The 19121-nt window shown below is 70.0% G+C and carries 18 protein-coding genes; 13 read left to right on the top strand and 5 right to left on the bottom strand.

Going from position 1 to position 19121, the window contains the following annotated elements:
* The first annotated feature begins 69 nt into the window (after positions 1-69).
* Positions 70-945: a LysR family transcriptional regulator gene (locus tag ACIBZJ_RS17265; RefSeq protein WP_395930511.1), complete on the top strand. Its 876-nt coding sequence runs from the start codon at positions 70-72 to the stop codon at positions 943-945.
* A 446-nt stretch (positions 946-1391) separates the two neighbouring features.
* Here ACIBZJ_RS17265 and ACIBZJ_RS17260 read toward each other — a convergent pair whose 3' ends face one another.
* Entirely contained in the window at positions 1392-2141 is a 750-nt protein-coding gene (locus ACIBZJ_RS17260) for a hypothetical protein (protein ID WP_395930509.1), read from the bottom strand.
* Positions 2142-2402: 261 nt separating this feature from the next.
* Between ACIBZJ_RS17260 and ACIBZJ_RS17255 the strand changes: the two genes are divergently transcribed.
* Entirely contained in the window at positions 2403-4097 is a 1695-nt protein-coding gene (locus tag ACIBZJ_RS17255; RefSeq protein ID WP_395931242.1) for a proline--tRNA ligase, read from the top strand.
* Between the two features lie 71 nt (positions 4098-4168).
* On the opposite strand, the gene ACIBZJ_RS17250 is transcribed toward ACIBZJ_RS17255, so the two are convergent.
* Entirely contained in the window at positions 4169-5185 is a 1017-nt protein-coding gene (locus ACIBZJ_RS17250) for a phosphotransferase family protein (protein ID WP_395930507.1), read from the bottom strand.
* 83 nt (positions 5186-5268) lie between these two features.
* Here ACIBZJ_RS17250 and ACIBZJ_RS17245 point away from each other — a divergent pair, with 83 nt between their 5' ends.
* On the top strand, positions 5269-6090 hold the full coding sequence (locus tag ACIBZJ_RS17245; protein WP_395930505.1) for a helix-turn-helix domain-containing protein: 822 nt from the start codon (positions 5269-5271) through the stop codon (positions 6088-6090).
* Between the two features lie 62 nt (positions 6091-6152).
* Positions 6153-7391: an acyl-CoA dehydrogenase family protein gene (locus ACIBZJ_RS17240; RefSeq protein ID WP_395930504.1), complete on the top strand. Its 1239-nt coding sequence runs from the start codon at positions 6153-6155 to the stop codon at positions 7389-7391.
* Between the two features lie 954 nt (positions 7392-8345).
* Here ACIBZJ_RS17240 and ACIBZJ_RS17235 read toward each other — a convergent pair.
* The 3 genes from ACIBZJ_RS17235 to ACIBZJ_RS17225 form a co-directional block, all read right to left on the bottom strand.
* Positions 8346-8714, bottom strand: coding sequence for a hypothetical protein (locus tag ACIBZJ_RS17235; protein WP_395930502.1), 369 nt, complete (start codon positions 8712-8714; stop codon positions 8346-8348).
* 354 nt (positions 8715-9068) lie between these two features.
* Positions 9069-9593: a GNAT family N-acetyltransferase gene (locus tag ACIBZJ_RS17230; protein WP_395930500.1), complete on the bottom strand. Its 525-nt coding sequence runs from the start codon at positions 9591-9593 to the stop codon at positions 9069-9071.
* A 24-nt stretch (positions 9594-9617) separates the two neighbouring features.
* Positions 9618-10145: an inorganic diphosphatase gene (locus ACIBZJ_RS17225; RefSeq protein ID WP_395930498.1), complete on the bottom strand. Its 528-nt coding sequence runs from the start codon at positions 10143-10145 to the stop codon at positions 9618-9620.
* Between the two features lie 133 nt (positions 10146-10278).
* Between ACIBZJ_RS17225 and dacB the strand changes: the two genes are divergently transcribed.
* From dacB to folK, 9 genes are all read left to right on the top strand, one after another.
* Positions 10279-11622, top strand: coding sequence for a D-alanyl-D-alanine carboxypeptidase/D-alanyl-D-alanine-endopeptidase (dacB, locus tag ACIBZJ_RS17220; RefSeq protein ID WP_395930496.1), 1344 nt, complete (start codon positions 10279-10281; stop codon positions 11620-11622).
* A gap of 71 nt (positions 11623-11693) precedes the next feature.
* Positions 11694-12788, top strand: coding sequence for a zinc-dependent metalloprotease (locus ACIBZJ_RS17215; protein ID WP_395930494.1), 1095 nt, complete (start codon positions 11694-11696; stop codon positions 12786-12788).
* 6 nt (positions 12789-12794) lie between these two features.
* Positions 12795-13784: a tRNA lysidine(34) synthetase TilS gene (tilS, locus tag ACIBZJ_RS17210; protein WP_395930492.1), complete on the top strand. Its 990-nt coding sequence runs from the start codon at positions 12795-12797 to the stop codon at positions 13782-13784.
* A 22-nt stretch (positions 13785-13806) separates the two neighbouring features.
* Entirely contained in the window at positions 13807-14373 is a 567-nt protein-coding gene (gene hpt, locus ACIBZJ_RS17205) for a hypoxanthine phosphoribosyltransferase (protein WP_395931240.1), read from the top strand.
* Positions 14374-14590: 217 nt separating this feature from the next.
* Positions 14591-16801, top strand: a complete 2211-nt coding sequence (gene ftsH / locus ACIBZJ_RS17200) for an ATP-dependent zinc metalloprotease FtsH (RefSeq protein WP_395930490.1) — start codon at positions 14591-14593, stop codon at positions 16799-16801.
* Positions 16798-17433 (top strand): GTP cyclohydrolase I FolE, encoded by a 636-nt coding sequence (folE, locus tag ACIBZJ_RS17195; RefSeq protein ID WP_395931238.1) that lies wholly within the window; start codon positions 16798-16800, stop codon positions 17431-17433. The genes ftsH and folE overlap by 4 nt, the downstream gene beginning before the upstream one ends.
* A 23-nt stretch (positions 17434-17456) precedes the next feature.
* Positions 17457-18257 (top strand): dihydropteroate synthase, encoded by an 801-nt coding sequence (gene folP, locus ACIBZJ_RS17190; RefSeq protein WP_395931236.1) that lies wholly within the window; start codon positions 17457-17459, stop codon positions 18255-18257.
* Positions 18254-18613 (top strand): dihydroneopterin aldolase, encoded by a 360-nt coding sequence (gene folB / locus ACIBZJ_RS17185; RefSeq protein ID WP_395930488.1) that lies wholly within the window; start codon positions 18254-18256, stop codon positions 18611-18613. The genes folP and folB overlap by 4 nt, the downstream gene beginning before the upstream one ends.
* Entirely contained in the window at positions 18610-19116 is a 507-nt protein-coding gene (folK, locus tag ACIBZJ_RS17180) for a 2-amino-4-hydroxy-6-hydroxymethyldihydropteridine diphosphokinase (RefSeq protein ID WP_395930486.1), read from the top strand. Before folB ends, folK begins: the two co-directional genes overlap by 4 nt.
* Positions 19117-19121: the final 5 nt, after the last annotated feature.

Here is a 19121-nt window from a genome sequence, read left to right as displayed (position 1 = left end):
GCGGACGGCAAATAGACGCCGTCACTGTTGTTATAAGCTGCACCAATAACCTGCGGAAGGCAGGCTCTCGTGGAGCTGCGGCAGTTGCGGCATCTGGTCGGCGTCGCGGACGCGCGGAGCTTCACGGTGGCCGCGGTGCGGCTCGGGATCTCGCAGCCGGCGCTGAGTCAGAGCATCGCGCGGCTCGAGCAGCACCTCGACTGTCTGCTTTTCGTCCGCAACAAGCAGAACCCGGGAGCCGGGCTGCTCCTGACCCCGGCGGGGACGACGCTCTACGCGGACGCGCGGGGAATCCTGGACGCGGTCGACCGGGCGGCGAGCCGGGCCCAGCGCGCCGGCCAATCGCTGATCGCTCTCGGCTTCAGCTCCAGCACGCCGCGTGCGCTGACCCGGGCCGCGGTCGGGATCGCCGGGGCCGAGATGGTCCCGGTGCAGCTGGACTGGGGTGACGACCACGCGTCGCTGTCGTCGGGCCGGGTGGATCTGGCGTTTCTGCAGTACCGGGTCGGCAGTGTGTTTCCGGCCTATGTGGTCGCGGGGATGGTGCGGGCGCCGTTGGTGGCGCTGTTCGCGTCCGGGCACGCGTTGGCGCGGCGGGCGTCGGTGACGCTGGACGACCTCGCTGAGGAACCGATTCTGGACCCGGGGGAGGGTGAGGTGGATCGGGATTTCTGGCTCGGTGAGCCGCGGCCGCACGGACGCGGGTATCGGGTCGTGGGGCCTGCGGTGCGGACTGTCGAGGAGATGTGCGCGTTCGTGGCCGCGGGGAAGGGGATGGCGATCACGTCCGGTTTCGTGGCGGAGCAGTACCGGCAGCCGGATCTCGCGTTTGTGCCGGTCGAGGGGTTGGAGCCGGTCGAGGTGGGTCTGGTGCGTCTGCGGGACGACGAGCGTCGGCCGGTGGTGGCCGTGTTCGACGAACTGGCGCGGCTGTCGTCTCTTTAGGGGATACGGTCGCGTCTCGCGTAGGGCCGGTCGCGTCTCGCGTAGGGCCGGTCGCGTCTCGCGTAGGGCCGGTCGCGTCTCGCGTAGGGCCGGTCGCGCCTCGCGCAGGGCGGTCGCGCCTCGCGCAGGGCCGGGTCGCGGCGCGGCGCGGTTGGTACGGCAGCGGCAGTTGGCCGCTGCCCGATGCACCGGTCCAGCGGACATGGTTGTCGATGGAGAGTTGCTGGTGCTATCGCGCGGGTGATGTTCCATCGATCTCGGCGTTCCCTCGAATGGTTCGCCCATGACCAGCCGAATCGCCCGGACTTGGTGCGGGAATCAGACGGGTCGTCCCAGTCAACGAGACGGAGTCCGGATCATGGGACCCCGTCGCACGAATGCCGTTGCAGTAGTAGGACACGCCGCGGGCCGGTGGCCGTGGGCAGGGCGCGCGGTTGGTGCGCTTGCTAGCGCGGGGGATGGCTCGGAGGCGGGTACTGGCCGGGCGGATATCCGGGGTGCTGCTGCGGCGGGTACCCGGGCGGGGGTGCGTACCCCGGCGGCGGATACCCCGGCTGAGCGGCGTGGCCGGCAACCGGGGGCTGAGCCTGCGGATACCCAACGGGCTGCGACGGATACCCCGGCGGCTGCGGGTGACCCGCGTACTGCGGAGGCGGGTACCCAGCCGCCGGCGGGTACCCCGGCGCCGGGTAGCCCGATTGCGAGTAGCCCCGTTGCGGGTAGCCCGGCTGTGGATAGCCCGGTGGAGGATAGCCCGGGCGCGGCCCGTACCCAGGCTGGGCGTGGGCCGGATGCGGTGCCCCGGCCGACGGACTCCGATTCCTCCGCCCCTTGGACGCGGCGAACGCCCAAACCCCCGCCCCAACCAGCATGAACACCCCAAAAAACGCGGGCACCAGAATGCCGGCCCAGCTGAACGAGTAGGCATCCCCGTTGTGCACCCGCACGTCCACGGTCTTGCCCTCGTCGTCGCTACCGACGCCCTCGATCTGACCGCGCTGGGCAACCCCGCTCTCCTGCCACGACCCGGTACAGGTCGTGTGGGAGCGGCCCTTCCGGCCGTACGTCGTCGTGCACTGCTCGACCACCGCCGTGGTCTTCTCGCCGGTCGTGCTCGCGACCAGATTCCACCCGCCCCAGCCGAGCAGGCCCAACCCGACGAACAGCAGGATCACTGCCGACAGCACGGCTCTCATCGATGTCTTCCTTCACCCCGCGAGTCTCGGCCGCTCACCCTAGTAGCCCTTGCGACACAGCCGACGCTGTTTCCCGACCACCAACTCGACCGTCCGTTTCGGACACCGCCCCGGTCATCGAACCGTCGGCGGCGGCCACCGCCTCGGCGGGGGCGTTCGTCTCGACCTCTCCGGTAGCGGCCGAGACGTCCACGTGCGTAACCGTTCTCGCGCCACGACTACTCTCAGCAGCAATAGGTACGAGCGAAGGTGAGATTTCGGGTGCGCTGGTCCCGGTTGTACGTACCGACGTTGCGTGAAGACCCGGCGGACGCGGACGCGGTCAGCCATCGGCTGCTGCTGCGCGCGGGCTACATCCGGCAGCTGATGGCCGGTCACTACACGCTGCTGCCGTTGGCCGTCCGGGTCCGGACGAAGATCATCGACGTCATCCGCGACGAGATGAGCCGCATCGGTGCGCAGGAGTTTTCGCTCCCGGCGATGCACCCCGCCGAGATCTGGCAGAAAACCGGCCGGTGGGACGTCATGGGCGACGAGATGTTCCGGCTGCGCGACCGCAAGGGTGCGGACATCGCCCTCGGTATGACGCACGAGGAAATCTTCACGACGCTCGCGCTCGAACTCCGCTCGTACCGTGACCTGCCGCAGATGTGGTACCAGTTCCAGACCAAGTTCCGGGACGAGCCGCGGCCGAAGAGCGGACTGATCCGGGTGCGCGAGTTCACGATGAAGGACGCGTACAGCTTCGACCTGGACGCGTCCGGCCTGGACACCGCGTTCGACGCCCAGCACGACGCCTACCAGCGGATCTTCGCCCGCCTCGGGATTCCGGCGGTGGCAGTGCAGGCGTCCAGCGGAAGCATGGGCGGAAGCGCGTCGGTCGAGTTCATGTGTCCGTCCTCGGCGGGTGAAGACCTGATCGTCCGGTGCCCGTCGTGCGGGTACGCGGCGAACGTCGAGAAAGCGACCTCGCAGCTGGCGGAAGCTTCGGACGAAGCCGGACCGGACGCACCGGAGCAGTTCCCGACGCCGGGCGTGCGGACCATCGCTGACCTGGAAGCGTTCGCCGCGCCGGCCGATCGGCAGATCAAGACGCTGGTCTACGCGCTGGACGACGAGCTGACGCTGGTGCTGATGCGCGGTGACCACGGGCTGGTCGAGCAGAAGCTGCTCGACGCGACCGGTGCGCGGGCGGCGCGGCCGGCCCATCCGGACGAGATCCGCGAGGCGCTCGGCGCGCTTCCGGGAAGCCTGGGCGCGGTCGGGGTCTCCGGCCTGCGGATCGTCGCCGACCGGGCGCTGGATGGCCGCCGGAACATGTTCACCGGCGCGAACATCGACGAGGTGCACCTGCGTGGCGTCGACGTGGCGCGGGACATCGCGGTCGGCGAATGGGTCGACCTGCGCGAGGTCGTGGCCGGAGAGCCCTGCTCGGTGTGCGGGACGGCGCTGGAGGTGATCCGGACGATCGAGGTCGGGCACATCTTCAAACTCGGTTACAAGTACAGCGAGGCGCTGGACCTGACCGTGCTCGGTGCCGACAGCACCCGGGTGACGCCGATCATGGGGTCGTACGGCATCGGTGTCGAGCGGGCGCTCGCGGCCGTGGTCGAGTCGCATCATGACGAGGCCGGCATCGTCTGGCCGGTGAGCATCGCGCCGTTCGCGGTGGCGGTGGTGGTGGTCGGTAAGGACGAGGCGACGGTCGCGGCGGCGGAGAAGCTGTACGAGGAACTGCGGGCCGCCGGTGTGGACGTGCTGCTCGACGATCGGGCCGAGCGTCCCGGGGTGAAGTTCAAGGATGTCGAGTTGATCGGGATCCCCTATCGGGTGACGGTCGGATCGCGAGGCGTATCGGCCGGGGCGTTGGAGCTCAACGACCGAGCCAGCGGCGAGACGGAGTCGGTGCCGCTGGATGGTGTCGTCGCGCGGGTTCGGGAGCTGGTCTCACTCTGAGGTTGGTTGGACGGCGCGGTGGAGCGCGTCGCGGTGCGGTGCGGCGCTGACTGCCGGAACGCGGCGCGGGCCTAGTGGGTCAGGGCCGCGTGGCCTCGTTCTACTAGGGCGGGCACCAATGGGCCCAAGCGGTCGAAGCCCTCGCCGACGGTCATGCCCTGGAGTGACCGGTAGTGGATGCCCTCGAAAATCGCCGCCATCTTGTAGTACGCGAACCCGAGGTACCACGGCAGCTCGCTCAGGTCGGCACCGCTGCGCCGTCCGTACTCGGCCGTGAGGTGTTTCCCGTCCGGGAAGCCCGCGACGTCACCGGGAACCGCTGCGACCGGGCTCTCGAGCCCACGCAACCCGTCCCACCACATGACGGCCGAGGCCAGGTCGGCGAGCGGATCGCCGAGCGTCGCCATCTCCCAGTCGAGCACCGCCCGGACCGATGCGCTGGCCGGGTCGACGACTGCGTTGTCGAGCCGGTAGTCGCCGTGGACGATCGCCGTGCCCTGGTGCGCGGGCAGCTTCTCCGCGAGCCGATCGTGCAATCGGCCGAGTTCGGGCAGATCGCGGGTGTGTGACGACTCGAGTTGCCGGGCCCAGCGCCGCAGTTGCCGCTCCAGGTACCCGATCGGCCGCCCGAGATCGCCCAGCCCCACGGCGTCGGCTTCAAGACGGTGGAGCCTGGTCAGTACGTCCACCAAATGGTCGGCGAGAACCGTCGCGGTGGGAGCGTCGAACTCTTGGAGTTGGGAGCGGGTGCGCAGCACCGCACCGTCGGCGAAGTCCATCACGTAGAACGGGGCACCGAGCACCTCGGGACCACCGAGGACCAGCGGTTTCGGGACCGGCACGTCGGTGGGGTGGAGCGCGGAGAGCACGCGGTACTCGCGGCCCATGTCGTGCGCCGTCTCGAGTACGTGCCCGAGCGGTGGTCTGCGAAGCACCCAGCGGCCGACGCCGTCGCTCAACAGATAGGTCAGGTTCGACCGGCCACCGGCGATCAACTCGACTTCGAGCGCGCCGGCGAGGAGCCCTGGTAGTTCGGTGCGGAGATACTTCTCCAGCGAAGAGACCTCCACACCCGGCGGACCGGCCATAGAATCCTCCTGAAGACGAGCGATCGATCGATCTGTTCATATGAACATGGCGGGCCTGGAGCTCGGTGTCAAGGGAGGTGTGGATGAACCGCGAACTGGTGGGAACGCGCCTGCGTGAGGCGAGGCGCATGTCCGGCTTGACGCTACGTGCCACCGCCGACGCGCTCGCGGTCAGCGCCGGGACGTGGAGCGCGATCGAGAACGGCCGAACCCGTATCACGGCTGATCGGGTGGAGGCGGCGGCGCGGCTGTTCGGCGTCGAGGTCGAGATCCTGACCGCGCCGCACGAGCCGCCCGGCGTCCTCGCGCCCGAGCTGACCTGGCGTGATTTCCCGCCGCTCGAACTCGCGCCGCCGCTGGCCGGCGCACTGAGCGCGTTCGTCGAACTCGGGTACCACGGCTCGACCATTCGTGACATCGCGCAGCGGGCGAACCTGTCCGTGCCCGGTCTTTACCATCACTGGCCGACGAAACAGCACCTGCTGGTCGCGCTGCTCGACCTGACCATGGACGAGTTGGTCCGGCGGACCGAGTCGGCGCGCGCCGAAGGTGATGGGCCGGTCGAGCGGTTCAAGCTGTTGATCGAGTGCCTGGCGCTGTTCCACACGCACCGCCGCGAGCTCGGATTCATCGGTGCGAGCGAGATGCGCAGCCTCGACGAACCCGACCGCAGCCGGATCGCCGCGCTGCGCATCGGCATCCAGCGGATGGTCGACGCCGAGGTCCGCGAGGCCAAGCGCCGCGGTTCGATCGGGACGCCGTTGCCGCACGAGGCGGCTCGTGCGGTGGTCACGATGTGTACGGCGCTGCCGTCCTGGTGGTCGCCGACCGGCCCATCTACACCGTCCGACGTAGCCGCGCAGTACGTCGATTTCGGCTTGGACCTCGTCCGTTTCCCTCGTTGACTCCCCTTGGGGCCAACCCTAATGTGACCTAGCAAGCGATCGGTCTGTTCAGGAGGCGCCCGATGACCGCCGAAACGTTGCCAGCTCCCTCAGCTCACGCGGTGCAGGTGCGTGAGCAGATGGCTGCCTTCATGCGCGACCACGTATTGCCCGCCGAAGCCTCGTACGAGGAGCATCGCCGGGCCGCCGGCCCCGATGGTCACGTCGTGCCGACGGTCATCGAAGAGTTGAAGAAGCAGGCGCAGGGGCTGGGGCTCTGGAATCTGTTCCTGCCTTCCGAGTCAGGGCTGACGCAGCTCGAATACGCGCCGATCGCCGAACTGTCCGGATGGAGCAACGACCTGGCGCCCGAGGCGATCAACTGCCAGGCGCCCGACACCGGCAACATGGAGCTGCTGCACCTGCTCGGCACCGACGAGCAGCAGGAGCGGTGGCTGAAGCCGCTGCTCGCGGGTCAGATCCGGTCGGCGTTCGCGATGACCGAGCCCGATGTGGCCAGCAGCGACGCGACGAACATCCGCACCCGCATCGTCCGTGATGGCGACGAGTACGTGATCAACGGCCACAAGTGGTTCACCAGCGGCGCGTCCGACCCCCGCTGCGCGATCTTCATCGTGATGGGCAAGACCGATCCGGACGCACCGAGTCATCGCCAGCAGTCGATGGTGCTCGTCCCGCGCGACACGCCCGGCGTCACCGTGGTCCGTGACCACTCGGTGCTGGGCCACTGGGATCAGCATGGCCACCCCGAGGTGACGTTCACCGACGTCCGGGTGCCGGTGACCAACGTCGTCGGCGAAGAGGGCGGTGGGTTCGCGGCCGCACAGGCGCGGTTGGGGCCCGGCCGGATCCATCACTGCATGCGAGCGCTCGGTGCGGCCGAGCGGGCGCTGGCGATGATGGTCGACAGGGCGAAGTCACGCACCGCGTTCGGTGGTCCGCTCGCCGATCAGGGCGTGGTGCAGCAGCAGATCGCGGAGTCCCGGCTGGAGATCGAGCAAGCCCGGATGATCTGTCACCTAGCCTGCGCGACGATCGACGGGTCCGGCAACAAGGCCGCACGCAACCTGGTCGCGATGGCTAAGGTCGCGGTGCCGCGGGCGGCCACGAACGTGATCGACCGGGCGATCCAGATCCACGGTGGGGCCGGCATCAGCGACGCGACTCCGCTCGCGCGTATGTACTCCTGGCACCGGGCGATGCGGCTCTTCGACGGGCCCGACGAGGTGCACCTTCGGTCGATCGCGCGGGGTGAACTCAAGTCGGAGCCGGTGCTGCCGCCGGCCTGGAACGTCCACTAGTGCCGGCGCTGGCAGGGCGCCCGGGGATCCCTTCGCGCAGGTGGCGCGGGGGAGGACTGCGGGGGAGGCAGGCGGGGAGGCCTGCGGGGGTGGGACGTGCGGCAGACGTCGTAGCCCTGCCGGGAGAACCGGGGTGCCGGGCCGGATCAGGACCAGCACCGGAGGCAGGTCGTCGCCGAGCGGCAGGTCCGACGCGCAGGCGGCGGGTCCGCCGAGTGCGGCCAACGGCGCGAGGACCAATCCGGCCGCGCTACCGCGCAGGCGGTGATCGACCGGCACGGACGCATCCACGTGAGCAACCGGTTCGTACGGCATCCGAGCCGACGAACGGCCGACCGGCCGAGTAGCTCTCCCGGACGGGACGGATGCATCCACCGAGCGTGGGCCGACCCCCCGCCACTCCCGCCGGCCCCATCCACAGGCCCTCAGGCAGGGCGCTCCAGGCCGCGAGCGCCGTCAAGTAGGACACCCCTCGGGCCACGGGCGGCACCCTCCGGCAGGGCGCCCTCAGGTAGCGGTGCCCTCAGGCCGCGGACGCGCCGCCCTCAAGCGGGGCGCCCTCAAACAGGGCGGCCCTCAGGCCGCGGGTGCCTCAGGTAGCGGGTCCTCAGAGGGAAAGGTATGACCGGTGCCCTCTCGGGCCGAGGCCTATCCGGGGTGACGCATCGCGCTGCGCACTGCAGCGAGTGCCGCTTCCCCGTGCCGTATGACGAAGTCAAGCGCCGTGAAGACTGCGTGATGGACTGCGCCAAGCCGCGGCGGGACTGGGTCAGTGGTTCCCGGTGCCATCTGCCTACCTCCGTGGTGACGGGTGCTCGCCTTCCGCCGGTGCCTGCCCGGCCGTGGAGCACGAGGTGTTCGGCCGCGGTCGTAGCCGTGAGCCTGGCGACGACCTCGTCCTCGCCATCCTCGGAGCAATGACGCGAACGCGCTAGGAACTAGACCGGCACTTTCCTAGCCTCTCCGGAGGGTGTTTTGTGAGGGTTTAGTCGCCGGTCGGGTCGAAGGTGACCAGGCCTGGTTGGCTTCGGCCAGGGCCTGTCGTCTGACCAGGCGCTTGAGTTTCGCGCGGATGCCTTCGACGTCCTTGGGGACGGTGACCTCGATGCCCAGGGCCATGCAGACGTCTTTGGCGCGGATCGGCGCGGTGGCCGCGCAGAACACAGCGAGGATCTGCTGGTAGGGCTCGCTGGCGATGGTCGGGTACAGGGCATTGAGCTGTTCGGCGGTGAACTTGGCGATCTGCTCGGGTAGCTGGCCGGCGTATTCGGTGACGGCGGTCTGCCTGGCGGTGATCAGGTCCAGAGCCGTCGCTGTGTTCATGATGGGGCGTTCATTCTGGTCAGGCTCCTCGTCAGGTCGGGGCGCTGGTGCCGGTCAGCCGACGCACCGTGTTCACCGTCGAAGCCCACCTCCCGCAGCGAATAGCGGCCCTGATGTGCCCGGACACCGACGGGTGCCGTGCCTTCCACGCGTCGAGGAACGGGCCGATCAGCGCCGGTCAGGTCACTCGGGTAGGCCGCCCGTTCCGCCACGAGCCCGTTCAACTCACCGCGAACCATCCGGCGGCCGTCTCCCGCACAGATCCAGCCCAATAGCCAGAGTCAAAACACTGGCCACCGCGAACCGGGCAAGCGCGCCGCCCTCATGAGACGCGTCCTCGGGGCGCGCGTGCCTTCACGAAGCGCGTAGGGCTCGGCGCATGGCGCAGCGGGGTGCGTACTGGTCGAGGTCGGCGGCCACCTCGTGCGCCCTGGCCTCGCGCAGGCCCGGCGTCAGCTCGGCCTCGTCCAGGTCGACGAACCCGTACCGGCGGTAGAACGGACCGTTCCACGGCACGTCCCGGAACGTCGTCAGTGTCACCGCCGGTAACCCACCCCGGCGGGCCCAGCCGATCACCGCGGCGAGTAACCCCCGCCCGATGCCCTGGCGTCCGTACGCGGCGTCCACCGACAGCTGGGTCAGGTGCGCCGCACCGTCGACGATGTCCACCGCCGCGAAGCCGACCGGAGCACCGGTCGGCCCGGGCGCGACCAGGACGATCGCGCATTTCCGCAGCGTATCGGCCTGCATGTACTCGGCCGGCAGAACCATGCCCGCCTCGATGAAGGGGGCCTCGGAAGCTTTCTCGACCTCCGCGAGACCCGCTAGCTCCTCATCGGCGGCCGGTCGTACTGCGGCCGCCCCGTCGATAGCGCTCACCTGAGCAGTATCCCGCTGGGTCGGTTACTCCGACGGCGGGTGCGCGTCTCCGGTGCCGGTGAAGTCGCCGTGGGCCTCGATCGCCCGCTTGCGGGAGCGCTCGATCTCGAGCTCGGCCTCGGCGCGCCCCACCCACGAGGCACCCTCGACCGACTTGCCGGGCTCGAGGTCCTTGTACACCGTGAAGAAGTGCTGGATCTCCAGCCGGTCGAACTCCGGCAGGTGGTGGATGTCGCGCAGGTGCTCCTGTCGCGGGTCGTTCGCGTGGACGCAGAGGACCTTGTCGTCCGGGCCCTTCTCGTCCTTCATCCGGAACATGCCGATCGCGCGGGCACGGATCAGGCAACCCGGGAACGTCGGCTCCTGGAGCAGCACGAGCGCGTCCAGCGGGTCGCCGTCCTGGCCGAGTGTCTCCTCGATGAACCCGTAGTCAGCCGGGTACTGGGTCGCGGTGAACAGAATCCGGTCCAGCCGGATGCGCCCGGTCTCGTGGTCGACCTCGTATTTGTTTCGCTGACCCTTGGGGATCTCGATCGTGACGTCGAACTCCACGGGTGGGGCTCCTCACCGGGTCGGGCACTGATTGCTACTAGTCTCTCGCAGGTCGGAACCGGCCCTTGGGGAGGATATGCAGAACGGTCGCCACCCTGTGCTGTGGCTCACGCTCTGTTGGGTCCTCGCCGTCGTGCTGGTCACGGACGTGCTGTGGTTCGTGCGAGGCGGCGCCGACGAAGTGGAAGACGCGCGCGTCGGGGTACTCGTGCCCGCCGTCGCCGCGGGGCCGGTTTTCACCGCCCCACCAGTAGTCTTGAACCCCGATGACGACACCGCAGCGCCTCCCACCGAGGCCGGGCTGACTACCGCGTTGACCAGCCTTCTCGCCGATCACCGGCTCGGCTCCAGCGTAGCCGTATCGGTCCGTGACGCGGAGACCGGCACGGCGCTGCTGAGCCAGAACGCCGACACTCCGGTCACACCCGCCTCGACCACCAAAGCCGTCACGGCCTCCGGCGTGCTGCTGGCCTACGGGCCCGCTTACCGGCTGACGACGAAGGTCGTGCAGGGCGCCGAGCCGGGCGAGATCGTGCTGATCGGCGCGGGCGACCCGACGCTCGCTTTCACCGAGAAGCAGACCTACCCCGGCTCGTCCCGCCTCGACACGCTGGCCGGCGCCGTCCGCACCGCGCTCAAGGATACGAAGGTCACCAAGGTCGTCGTCGACAGCACGCTGTTCGAAGGCTCCGGGGTGGGCCCGGGCTGGGATTCCGACATCATTTCCGGCAACTACGCCGCGCCGGTCAACGCACTCACCGCGGACGGCGGACGGGTCCAGCCGGTCGCCGACCACCGGGGAGTCCGGGCGACGAACCCCGATCTCTTCGTCGGGCAGCGGTTCGCCGAACTGCTCGGGGCCGGCGACGCCGACGTCGAGCGCGGCACCGCGCCGGACAGCGCCGCGCCGCTCGCGGAGCTGAAGTCGCCGCCGCTCTCGCACATCGTCGACGCGATGCTGACCGAGTCCGACAACGTCATCGCCGAGTCGATGCTGCGCCTGATCGCCGTCAAGAGGGGCCTCCCGGCCACGTTCGCGGGCGGTACGCAGGCGCTGAAGGCCGTGCTCGACGAGGCCGGCATCGACACCGCCGGGTTCGGGCTGGTGGACGGCAGCGGCCTCTCCCGGAACGACCGGCTGACGCCGAACCTGCTCACCTCGCTGCTGACCGCCGCGGTCGGCAACGACCACCCGCAGCTCCGGTCGCTGCTGGCCGGCCTGCCGGTGGCGTCCTACAGCGGGACGCTCGCCGACCGCTTCGACGGCACCTCGGCGACCGCCGGAGTCGGGCTGGTCCGAGCCAAGACCGGGACGCTCTCCGGCGTCAGTTCGCTGGCCGGGATGACGATCACGCTCGACGGGCGGATCCTCACGTTCGCCGCCGTCGCCAACGGTGTTCCCGACGGCGGTACCGAGGCGGCCGAAGCCGCGCTCGACCAGATCGCCGCCACGCTGGCCCGCTGCGGCTGCCGATGAGCGCCCGCTGCGGCTGCCGATAAGCGGTCGTCCGGTGGGCAACGCGTGCGATTCACCCGTACCGTGAAGAGATGACGCAGATGGTGGACTGGGATCTGGCGGTCTCCACCGCCGCGGCGCTGACCGCCGGTGGGCCGCGGGTGAGCGTCACCGAGGCGGCCGACGTCGTCCTCGAGCTCCGGCGCCTCACCGACGTCGCCGAAGGGCACGTCGCGAACTACACCGGCCTGAGCGCGCGGATCGACCATCCGCCGGTCCAGGTCGTCGACCGGTCCGACTGGGTGCGGACGAACGTCGAGGGTCTGCAGATCGTGATGGATCCGGTCATCGAGAAGCTCCAGGCCGCCTCGCCGCAGAAGCCGTCCGCGCTCGGTCCGGTCGGCGGCGCCGTCGGTACCGCGGTGAAGGCGGTCGGCTCGAAGGCGACCGGCCTCCAGGTCGGGACGATCCTGGGCTTCTTCTCGAGCAAGGTGCTCGGTCAGTACGAGGTCTTCTCCGGCACGCCCGGCCGCCTGCTCCTCGTCGCCCCGAACGTGGTCGAGGTCGAGCGCAAGCTGGGCGTCGACCCGACCGACTTCCGGCTCTGGGTCTGCCTCCACGAGGTCACCCACCGGACCCAGTTCACCGCCGTTCCCTGGCTGCGCGACCACTTCCTGTCCGAGGTCAACGCGTTCGTCGACGCCACCGACCTCGACCCGGACGCGCTCGCGGACCGCGTCCGCAACGGCATCTCCGCGCTCTCCGAGGCGATCCGGAACCCGGATTCCAAGGCGTCGGTGCTCGACCTCGTGCAGACGCCGGCCCAGCGCGCCGTCGTCGACCGCCTCACCGCGTTGATGACGCTGGTCGAGGGCCACGCCGAGTTCGTGATGGACGGCGTCGGGCCCGACGTGGTGCCGACGGTCGAGAGCATCCGCGCCCGGTTCAACGCGCGGCGGGGCGCCCGGAACCCTCTCGACAAGCTGCTGCGGCGCCTGCTCGGCATCGAGGTGAAGATGCGGCAGTACGCCGAGGGCCGCCGGTTCGTCGCCGCGGTGGTCGAGAAGGTCGGCATGAACGGCTTCAACCAGATCTGGACCTCGGCCGAGACGCTCCCGCGCACCAGCGAGATCCAGGACCCCGACGCCTGGGTGGCCCGGGTCGTCGGCACCGCGGCCGTCGGCTAGCCACCGATGGCCGGGCCGCCGCCTGCCGTCGCCGCGGTCCGGGTGGCGGTGCGCGCGGTGCTGCGGTCGTTGCCCCCGGACGCCCTGGTGCTGGTCGCGTGCTCCGGTGGCCCGGATTCGACCGCGCTCGCGTCCGCCACGGCGTTCGAGGCACCGCGCGCGGGCCGGAAAGCCGGGCTGATCAGCGTCGACCACGGTCTGCAGGAAGGGTCGGACAGACGTGCGGCGGACGTGGCCGCCTGGGGGACGAAGCTGGGCCTGGCTCCGTCGGAGGCGGTGAGGGTCGAAGTCGGGACCGAGGGGGGACCGGAGGCGGCCGCCCGGGAGGCCCGCTACGCGGCGCTGTCGTCCGCCGCCGAGCGCAACGGCGCCGCGGCCGTGCTGCTCGGGCACACGGCCGACGACCAGGCCGAGACCGTCCTGCTCGGGCTCGCCCGCGGCTCCGGGAGCCGGTCGCTGGCCGGAATGGCCCCGCAGCGGGGGATCTACCTCCGTCCGTTGCTCGCGGTTTCCCGTGGAACCACCCGCGCGGCCTGCGCCGGCGAGTCGCTCCCCAGCTGGGACGACCCGCACAACGCCGACCCGGCCTTCGCCCGGTCGCGGATCCGTGCGGTGCTGCCCGCGCTGGAGGCCGCGGCCGGTGGGGGGCTGGTCGCCGGACTGGCGCGGAGCGCCGCGTTGCTGCGCGCCGACGCGGACCTGCTCGACGAACTCGCCGCCTCCCTCCTCGGGACGGCCCGCGACGAGTGCTCGCCCCCCGAGGGCGGCCTCGACGTCCAGACCTTGGCGGACGCTCACCGAGCGCTGCGCGGACGGGCCCTGCGCCGCTGGGCGATCACGCTGGGGGCCCCGGCCGGCACCCTCGCCGCGACCCACGTCGAAGCCCTGGACGCGCTGGTCACCCGGTGGAAGGGCCAGGGCGCGGTGCACCTGCCGCTGGGCATCCGGGTCGTCCGGGTCCGGGGTGCCCTGCGTAGGGGTGACCAAGTTCCGTAGGGTGAGGCGTGTGACGAGCCAGATGGAAGACGGCCCGTACGCGGCCGACATCGAGCGGGTGGTCGTCTCGGCCGCGGACATCCAGGAAAAGATCGCCGAGCTGGCCCGGAAGATCGAGGCCGACCATGAGGTCGATCCGTCGAGCCCGCTGCTCCTGGTCGGGGTTCTCAAGGGCGCGTTCGTGTTCATGGCCGACCTCGCCCGCGAACTGCGGCTCCCGACCGAGATCGAGTTCATGGCGGTCTCGTCGTACGGCTCCTCGACGACGTCCTCGGGCGTCGTGCGGATCCTCAAGGACCTCGACCGTGACATCGCCGGACGGCACGTTCTGGTCGTCGAGGACATCATCGACTCCGGCCTGACGCTGTCCTGGCTGCTACGCAACCTGGCCAGCCGCAACCCGGCGTCGGTCAAGGTCGTCGCCCTGTTGCGCAAGCCGGACGCGGTGAAGGTCCCGGTCGAGGTGCCCTACGTCGGATTCGACATCCCGAACGAATTCGTCGTCGGATATGGCCTCGACTATGCCGAGCAGTACCGCGGATTGCCGTTTGTCGGGGTGCTGAGGCCTGAGGTTTACGGCGCGGCCTGAGCAGGGCAGGGAACGGTGACCAGGGTTCACCCGTTGTCCCGGCAGATCGCCAACCGGCGACCTGCACCCCAGGTGGGTGCGGAGTACTCTTCCACCACCGGGTGAACAACGAGTATTACGCCCGTCGAACCACCTGAAGTGCACACCGACACGCGCCAAATAGCCTGAGAATCGGGAGGGGCCGGGGCTCTGTTTTTAGGAGCGCCCCGCACGCAGCATGGAACGTACCCGCTTCATCCGCAGGCCACTGGTCTGGATCATCCTGATGATCCTGGTCGCGCTGCTGTTGGGCTCTCTGTTCACCGGCGACGGCGACTACAAGAAGGTCGATACCTCGGTCGCCCTCGCTCAGGTGCGCGACGGGAACTACAGCAAGGCTCAGCTGGAAGACAAGGAGCAGGTGCTCCGTCTCCAGCTGAAGAACGACTATCGGGGCTCGAACAAGATCGAGGCCTCGTTCCCGGCCCAGGCCGCAGACAACGTATTCGAGCAGCTGCAGGCGAAAGCGCAGGCCGACTCCGGCCTCGCATTCGACACGAAGGTCACCCAGGAATCGATCTTCGTCACGCTACTCATCACTGTCCTGCCGATCCTCGTCGTGGTCGTTCTGCTGTTCCTGTTCATGAGCCAGATGCAGGGCGGCGGCAGCCGAGTCATGAACTTCGGCAAGTCCAAGGCCAAGCTGGTCAGTAAAGACACCCCCAAGACGACGTTCGCCGACGTCGCCGGCGCCGACGAGGCCATCGAGGAACTCCACGAGATCAAGGAGTTCCTGCAGAACCCGGCCAAGTTCCAGGCGATCGGCGCGAAGATCCCGAAGGGCGTCCTGCTCTACGGCCCGCCCGGTACCGGTAAGACGCTGCTGGCCCGTGCGGTCGCCGGTGAGGCCGGTGTGCCGTTCTACTCGATCTCCGGTTCCGACTTCGTCGAGATGTTCGTCGGTGTCGGTGCCAGCCGCGTCCGCGACCTGTTCGAGCAGGCCAAGCAGAACGCACCGGCGATCATCTTCGTCGACGAGATCGACGCGGTCGGCCGCCACCGTGGCGCCGGCCTCGGCGGTGGGCACGACGAGCGCGAGCAGACGCTGAACCAGATGCTCGTCGAGATGGACGGCTTCGACGTCAAGGGCGGCATCATCATGATCGCCGCGACGAACCGGCCCGACATCCTCGACCCCGCGCTGCTGCGTCCCGGCCGGTTCGACCGGCAGATCGCGGTCGACCGTCCCGACCTCGAGGGCCGAAAGGCCGTCCTGCGGGTGCACGCCAAGGGCAAGCCGTTCTCGCCCGACGTCGACCTCGACACGATCGCGCGCCGGACGCCCGGCTTCACCGGTGCCGACCTGGCCAACGTGATCAACGAGGCCGCGCTGCTCACCGCCCGGATGGACCGGAAGGCGATCACCAACGACGCGCTGGAAGAGGCGATCGACCGGGTGATCGCGGGTCCGGAGCGCAAGACCAGGGCGATGAGCCAGAGGGAGCTCAAGGTCACCGCGTACCACGAGGGTGGGCACGCGCTGGTGGCCTGGGCGCTCCCGCACTCCGCGCCGGTGCACAAGCTGACGATCGTGCCGCGCGGCCGGTCGCTGGGCCACACGCTGATCCTCCCGACGGAAGACAAGTACACCCAGACCCGGTCCGAGATGATCGACACGCTCGCGTACGCGCTCGGCGGCCGGGCGGCGGAGGAACTCGTTTACCACGAGCCGACCACCGGCGCCGGCAACGACATCGAGAAGGCCTCCGGCATGGCCCGCTCGATGGTCACCGAGTACGGCATGAGCGCGAAGCTCGGTGCGATCAAGTACGGCACCAGTGACTCCGAGCCGTTCCTCGGCCGCGACATGGGCCACCAGCGCGACTACTCGGACGCCATAGCGGCCGAGATCGACAGCGAGGTGCGGGCGCTGATCGAACTGGCACACGACGAGGCGTACGAGATCCTCGCCGAGTACCGGGACGTTCTCGACGCGATGGTGCTCGAGCTCCTCGAGAAGGAGACGCTGAGCAAGGACGACATGGCCCGGATCTGCGCCCGGGTGCAGAAGCGTCCGCCGATGTCGCCGTTCAACGGGTTCGGCAAGCGCACGCCCAGCGACAAGCCGCCGGTCATGACCGCGGCCGAAGTCGCCGAGCTGCAGAAGAAGGCCGCCGAAGAGGCGACCGCGCGGCTGGCGAACGGCAACCACGGCCTCCGCACCAACGGTGGGTCGCACGCCGCTCCCGACGACGAGCCGGGCGTCACCGTCGGCCCGGGCGTCGACGCCTCGGTGCCGGCTCCGGGCGACCCGCTGACCGACCCGATGCCGCCGCAGAGCGACACGCTGGGCGGCCCGCCGGTTCCGGGTCAGCCCGGCTGGCCGGGCTCCCCGGGCTCCCCGGGCGGACACTCCGGCCCGATGAACCGGGGAGAGGACTTCCGCTGAGCACCGAAGCGGCTGCCGCCGAGGCGCCCGCTGGTGAGAACGGTGCGACCGCCGAGAAGACGGTCGACCTGCCCCGGATCCAGCGGGCGGTGCGGGAGATCCTCGTCGCGGTCGGGGAAGACCCCGACCGCGAGGGCCTCCGGGAGACCCCGGCCCGGGTCGCCCGCGCCTACGACGAGATCTTCGCCGGGCTCCGGGTCGACCCGGCGGACGTGCTCACCACGGTCTTCGAGGAAGACCACGAGGAGCTCGTCCTGGTGAAGGACATCGAGCTCTACTCGACCTGCGAGCACCATCTGGTGCCGTTCCACGGTGTCGCGCACGTCGGCTACATCCCGGGCGAGAACGGCCGGATCACCGGCTTGTCCAAGCTCGCCCGGCTGGTCGATCTGTACGCGCGGCGTCCGCAGGTGCAGGAGCGGCTGACGTCGCAGATCGCCGACACGCTGATGGAGAAGCTCGAGCCCCGCGGCGTCATCGTCGTCGTGGAGTGCGAGCACCTCTGCATGTCGATGCGCGGCATCCGCAAGCCGGGCGCGCGCACTGTGACGTCGGCCGTCCGGGGCTGGTTCCAGCGCTCCCAGGCGGCGCGGGCCGAGGCGATGAGCCTGATTCTCGGATCAGGTCGGTGAGCGCGCCAGACCGGTGCCGCGTGATGGGCGTCCTCAACGTGACGCCCGACTCGTTCTCCGACGGCGGCCGCTACGAGAGCATCGACGCGGCCGTCACGCACGCCCAGGAGCTCGTCGCCGAGGGCGCCGACTTGATCGACGTCGGTGGTGAGTCGACCCGGCCCGGTGCCGAGCGGGTCGCCGCCGACGTGGAGATCGGCCGGGTCGTCCCGGTGATCCGCGAGCTCGTCGCCTCCGGCGTCGTCGTCAGCATCGACACGACCAGAGCGGCGGTGGCCGAGGCCGCGCTGGCGGCAGGCGCGTCGGTCGTCAACGACGTCTCCGGCGGTCTGGCCGACGCCGGGATGGGCGCCGTCGTCGCGAATGCCGGCTGCCCGTGGATACTCATGCACTGGCGTGGGCACAGCCGGGACATGCAGCAGCTCGCGCACTACGACGACGTCGTGACCGAAGTGCGCGACGAACTGTCGGCCCGCATCGACGCGGCATTGCGGGCCGGGGTGCGTCCGGAGTCGCTGATCCTCGATCCCGGGCTCGGTTTCGCCAAGACCGGCGTCCACAACTGGCAGTTGCTGGCCAAGCTCGACGTCCTGCAGACGTTGGGCTTTCCGGTGCTGATCGGCGCGAGCCGGAAGTCGTTCCTCGGAAAGCTGCTGGCCGACCTCGACGGGAAGCCCCGCCCGGTCGACCAGCGGGAGGACGCGACGCTCGCGATCACCGTGCTCGCCGCGCAGGCGGGCGCCTGGGGTGTGCGCGTGCACGAAGTGCGCGCGAGCGTGGACGCGATCGCGGTCCTGAACGCATACCGGGAGGCGGAGCGGTGAACGACCGGATCACGCTCACCGGTCTGACCGTGACCGGCTATCACGGCGTGTACGACCACGAGCGCCGCGACGGACAGCCGTTCGTGGTCGACGTCGTCCTCGAGCTCGACACCGGCAAGGCCGCCGCCACCGACGACGTGACCGACACCGTGCACTACGGCGAGCTGGCGCGCAAGCTGGCCGCGGTGGTGGAGGGCGAACCGGTAAACCTGCTGGAGAAGCTGGTCGCGCGGCTCGCCGAGGCGTGCCTGGAAGACTCGAGGGTGCTCGCCGCCGAGGTCACCGTGCACAAGCCGGAAGCGCCGATCCCGCTGGAGTTCGCCGACGTGGCCGTCACGATCCGGCGGTCCCGATGACCCGCGCGGTGCTCTCGATCGGGTCCAACCTCGGAGACCGGCTGGCCAACCTGGCCACGGTGGTCGCGGCGCTGAACGCGGCGCGGGTGTCCCCGGTCTACGAGACCGCCCCCTGGGGCCCGATTGCCCAGGACGACTACTTGAACGCGATCGTGGTGGCCGACGCGCCCGAGCGCGACGCGTCCGGCTGGCTGTCGTTCGCGCACGCGGCCGAACAGGCCGCGGGCCGGGTGCGGGACGTGCGCTGGGGTCCGCGAACGCTCGATGTGGACGTCGTGCAGGTGCACGATTCCGCCGGGGCACCGGTGATGTCCGACGACCCCGCGCTGACCCTGCCGCACCCGCGAACGTCCGAGCGGGCGTTCGTCCTGGTGCCCTGGCTGGCCGTCGAACCCGACGCGGTACTGGCCGGGCAGGGCACGGTGCGCGAGCTGATCGCGGCGCTGCCGGATGATGAACGCAACAGCGTCCGCCGCCGCGACGACCTGAGCCTGGAGAGGTGACCCGC

Origin of the sequence: Cryptosporangium sp. NPDC051539 (assembly GCF_044454545.1) — a bacterium.
GTDB lineage: Bacteria > Actinomycetota > Actinomycetes > Mycobacteriales > Cryptosporangiaceae > Cryptosporangium.
This window is presented reverse-complemented; position numbering and strand designations above follow the sequence as displayed.

Bases quoted from the DNA above. Each gene is read 5' to 3' on its own strand.
- ACIBZJ_RS17260 (WP_395930509.1), bottom strand. From the start codon at position 2,141: ATGAGAGCCGTGCTGTCGGCAGTGATCCTGCTGTTCGTCGGGTTGGGC.
- ACIBZJ_RS17250 (WP_395930507.1), bottom strand. From the start codon at position 5,185: ATGGCCGGTCCGCCGGGTGTGGAGGTCTCTTCGCTGGAGAAGTATCTC.
- ACIBZJ_RS17245 (WP_395930505.1), top strand. From the start codon at position 5,269: ATGAACCGCGAACTGGTGGGAACGCGCCTGCGTGAGGCGAGGCGCATG.
- ACIBZJ_RS17240 (WP_395930504.1), top strand. From the start codon at position 6,153: ATGACCGCCGAAACGTTGCCAGCTCCCTCAGCTCACGCGGTGCAGGTG.
- ACIBZJ_RS17235 (WP_395930502.1), bottom strand. From the start codon at position 8,714: ATGAACACAGCGACGGCTCTGGACCTGATCACCGCCAGGCAGACCGCC.
- ACIBZJ_RS17215 (WP_395930494.1), top strand. From the start codon at position 11,694: ATGACGCAGATGGTGGACTGGGATCTGGCGGTCTCCACCGCCGCGGCG.
- tilS (WP_395930492.1), top strand. From the start codon at position 12,795: ATGGCCGGGCCGCCGCCTGCCGTCGCCGCGGTCCGGGTGGCGGTGCGC.
- hpt (WP_395931240.1), top strand. From the start codon at position 13,807: ATGGAAGACGGCCCGTACGCGGCCGACATCGAGCGGGTGGTCGTCTCG.
- ftsH (WP_395930490.1), top strand. From the start codon at position 14,591: ATGGAACGTACCCGCTTCATCCGCAGGCCACTGGTCTGGATCATCCTG.
- folP (WP_395931236.1), top strand. From the start codon at position 17,457: ATGGGCGTCCTCAACGTGACGCCCGACTCGTTCTCCGACGGCGGCCGC.
- folK (WP_395930486.1), top strand. From the start codon at position 18,610: ATGACCCGCGCGGTGCTCTCGATCGGGTCCAACCTCGGAGACCGGCTG.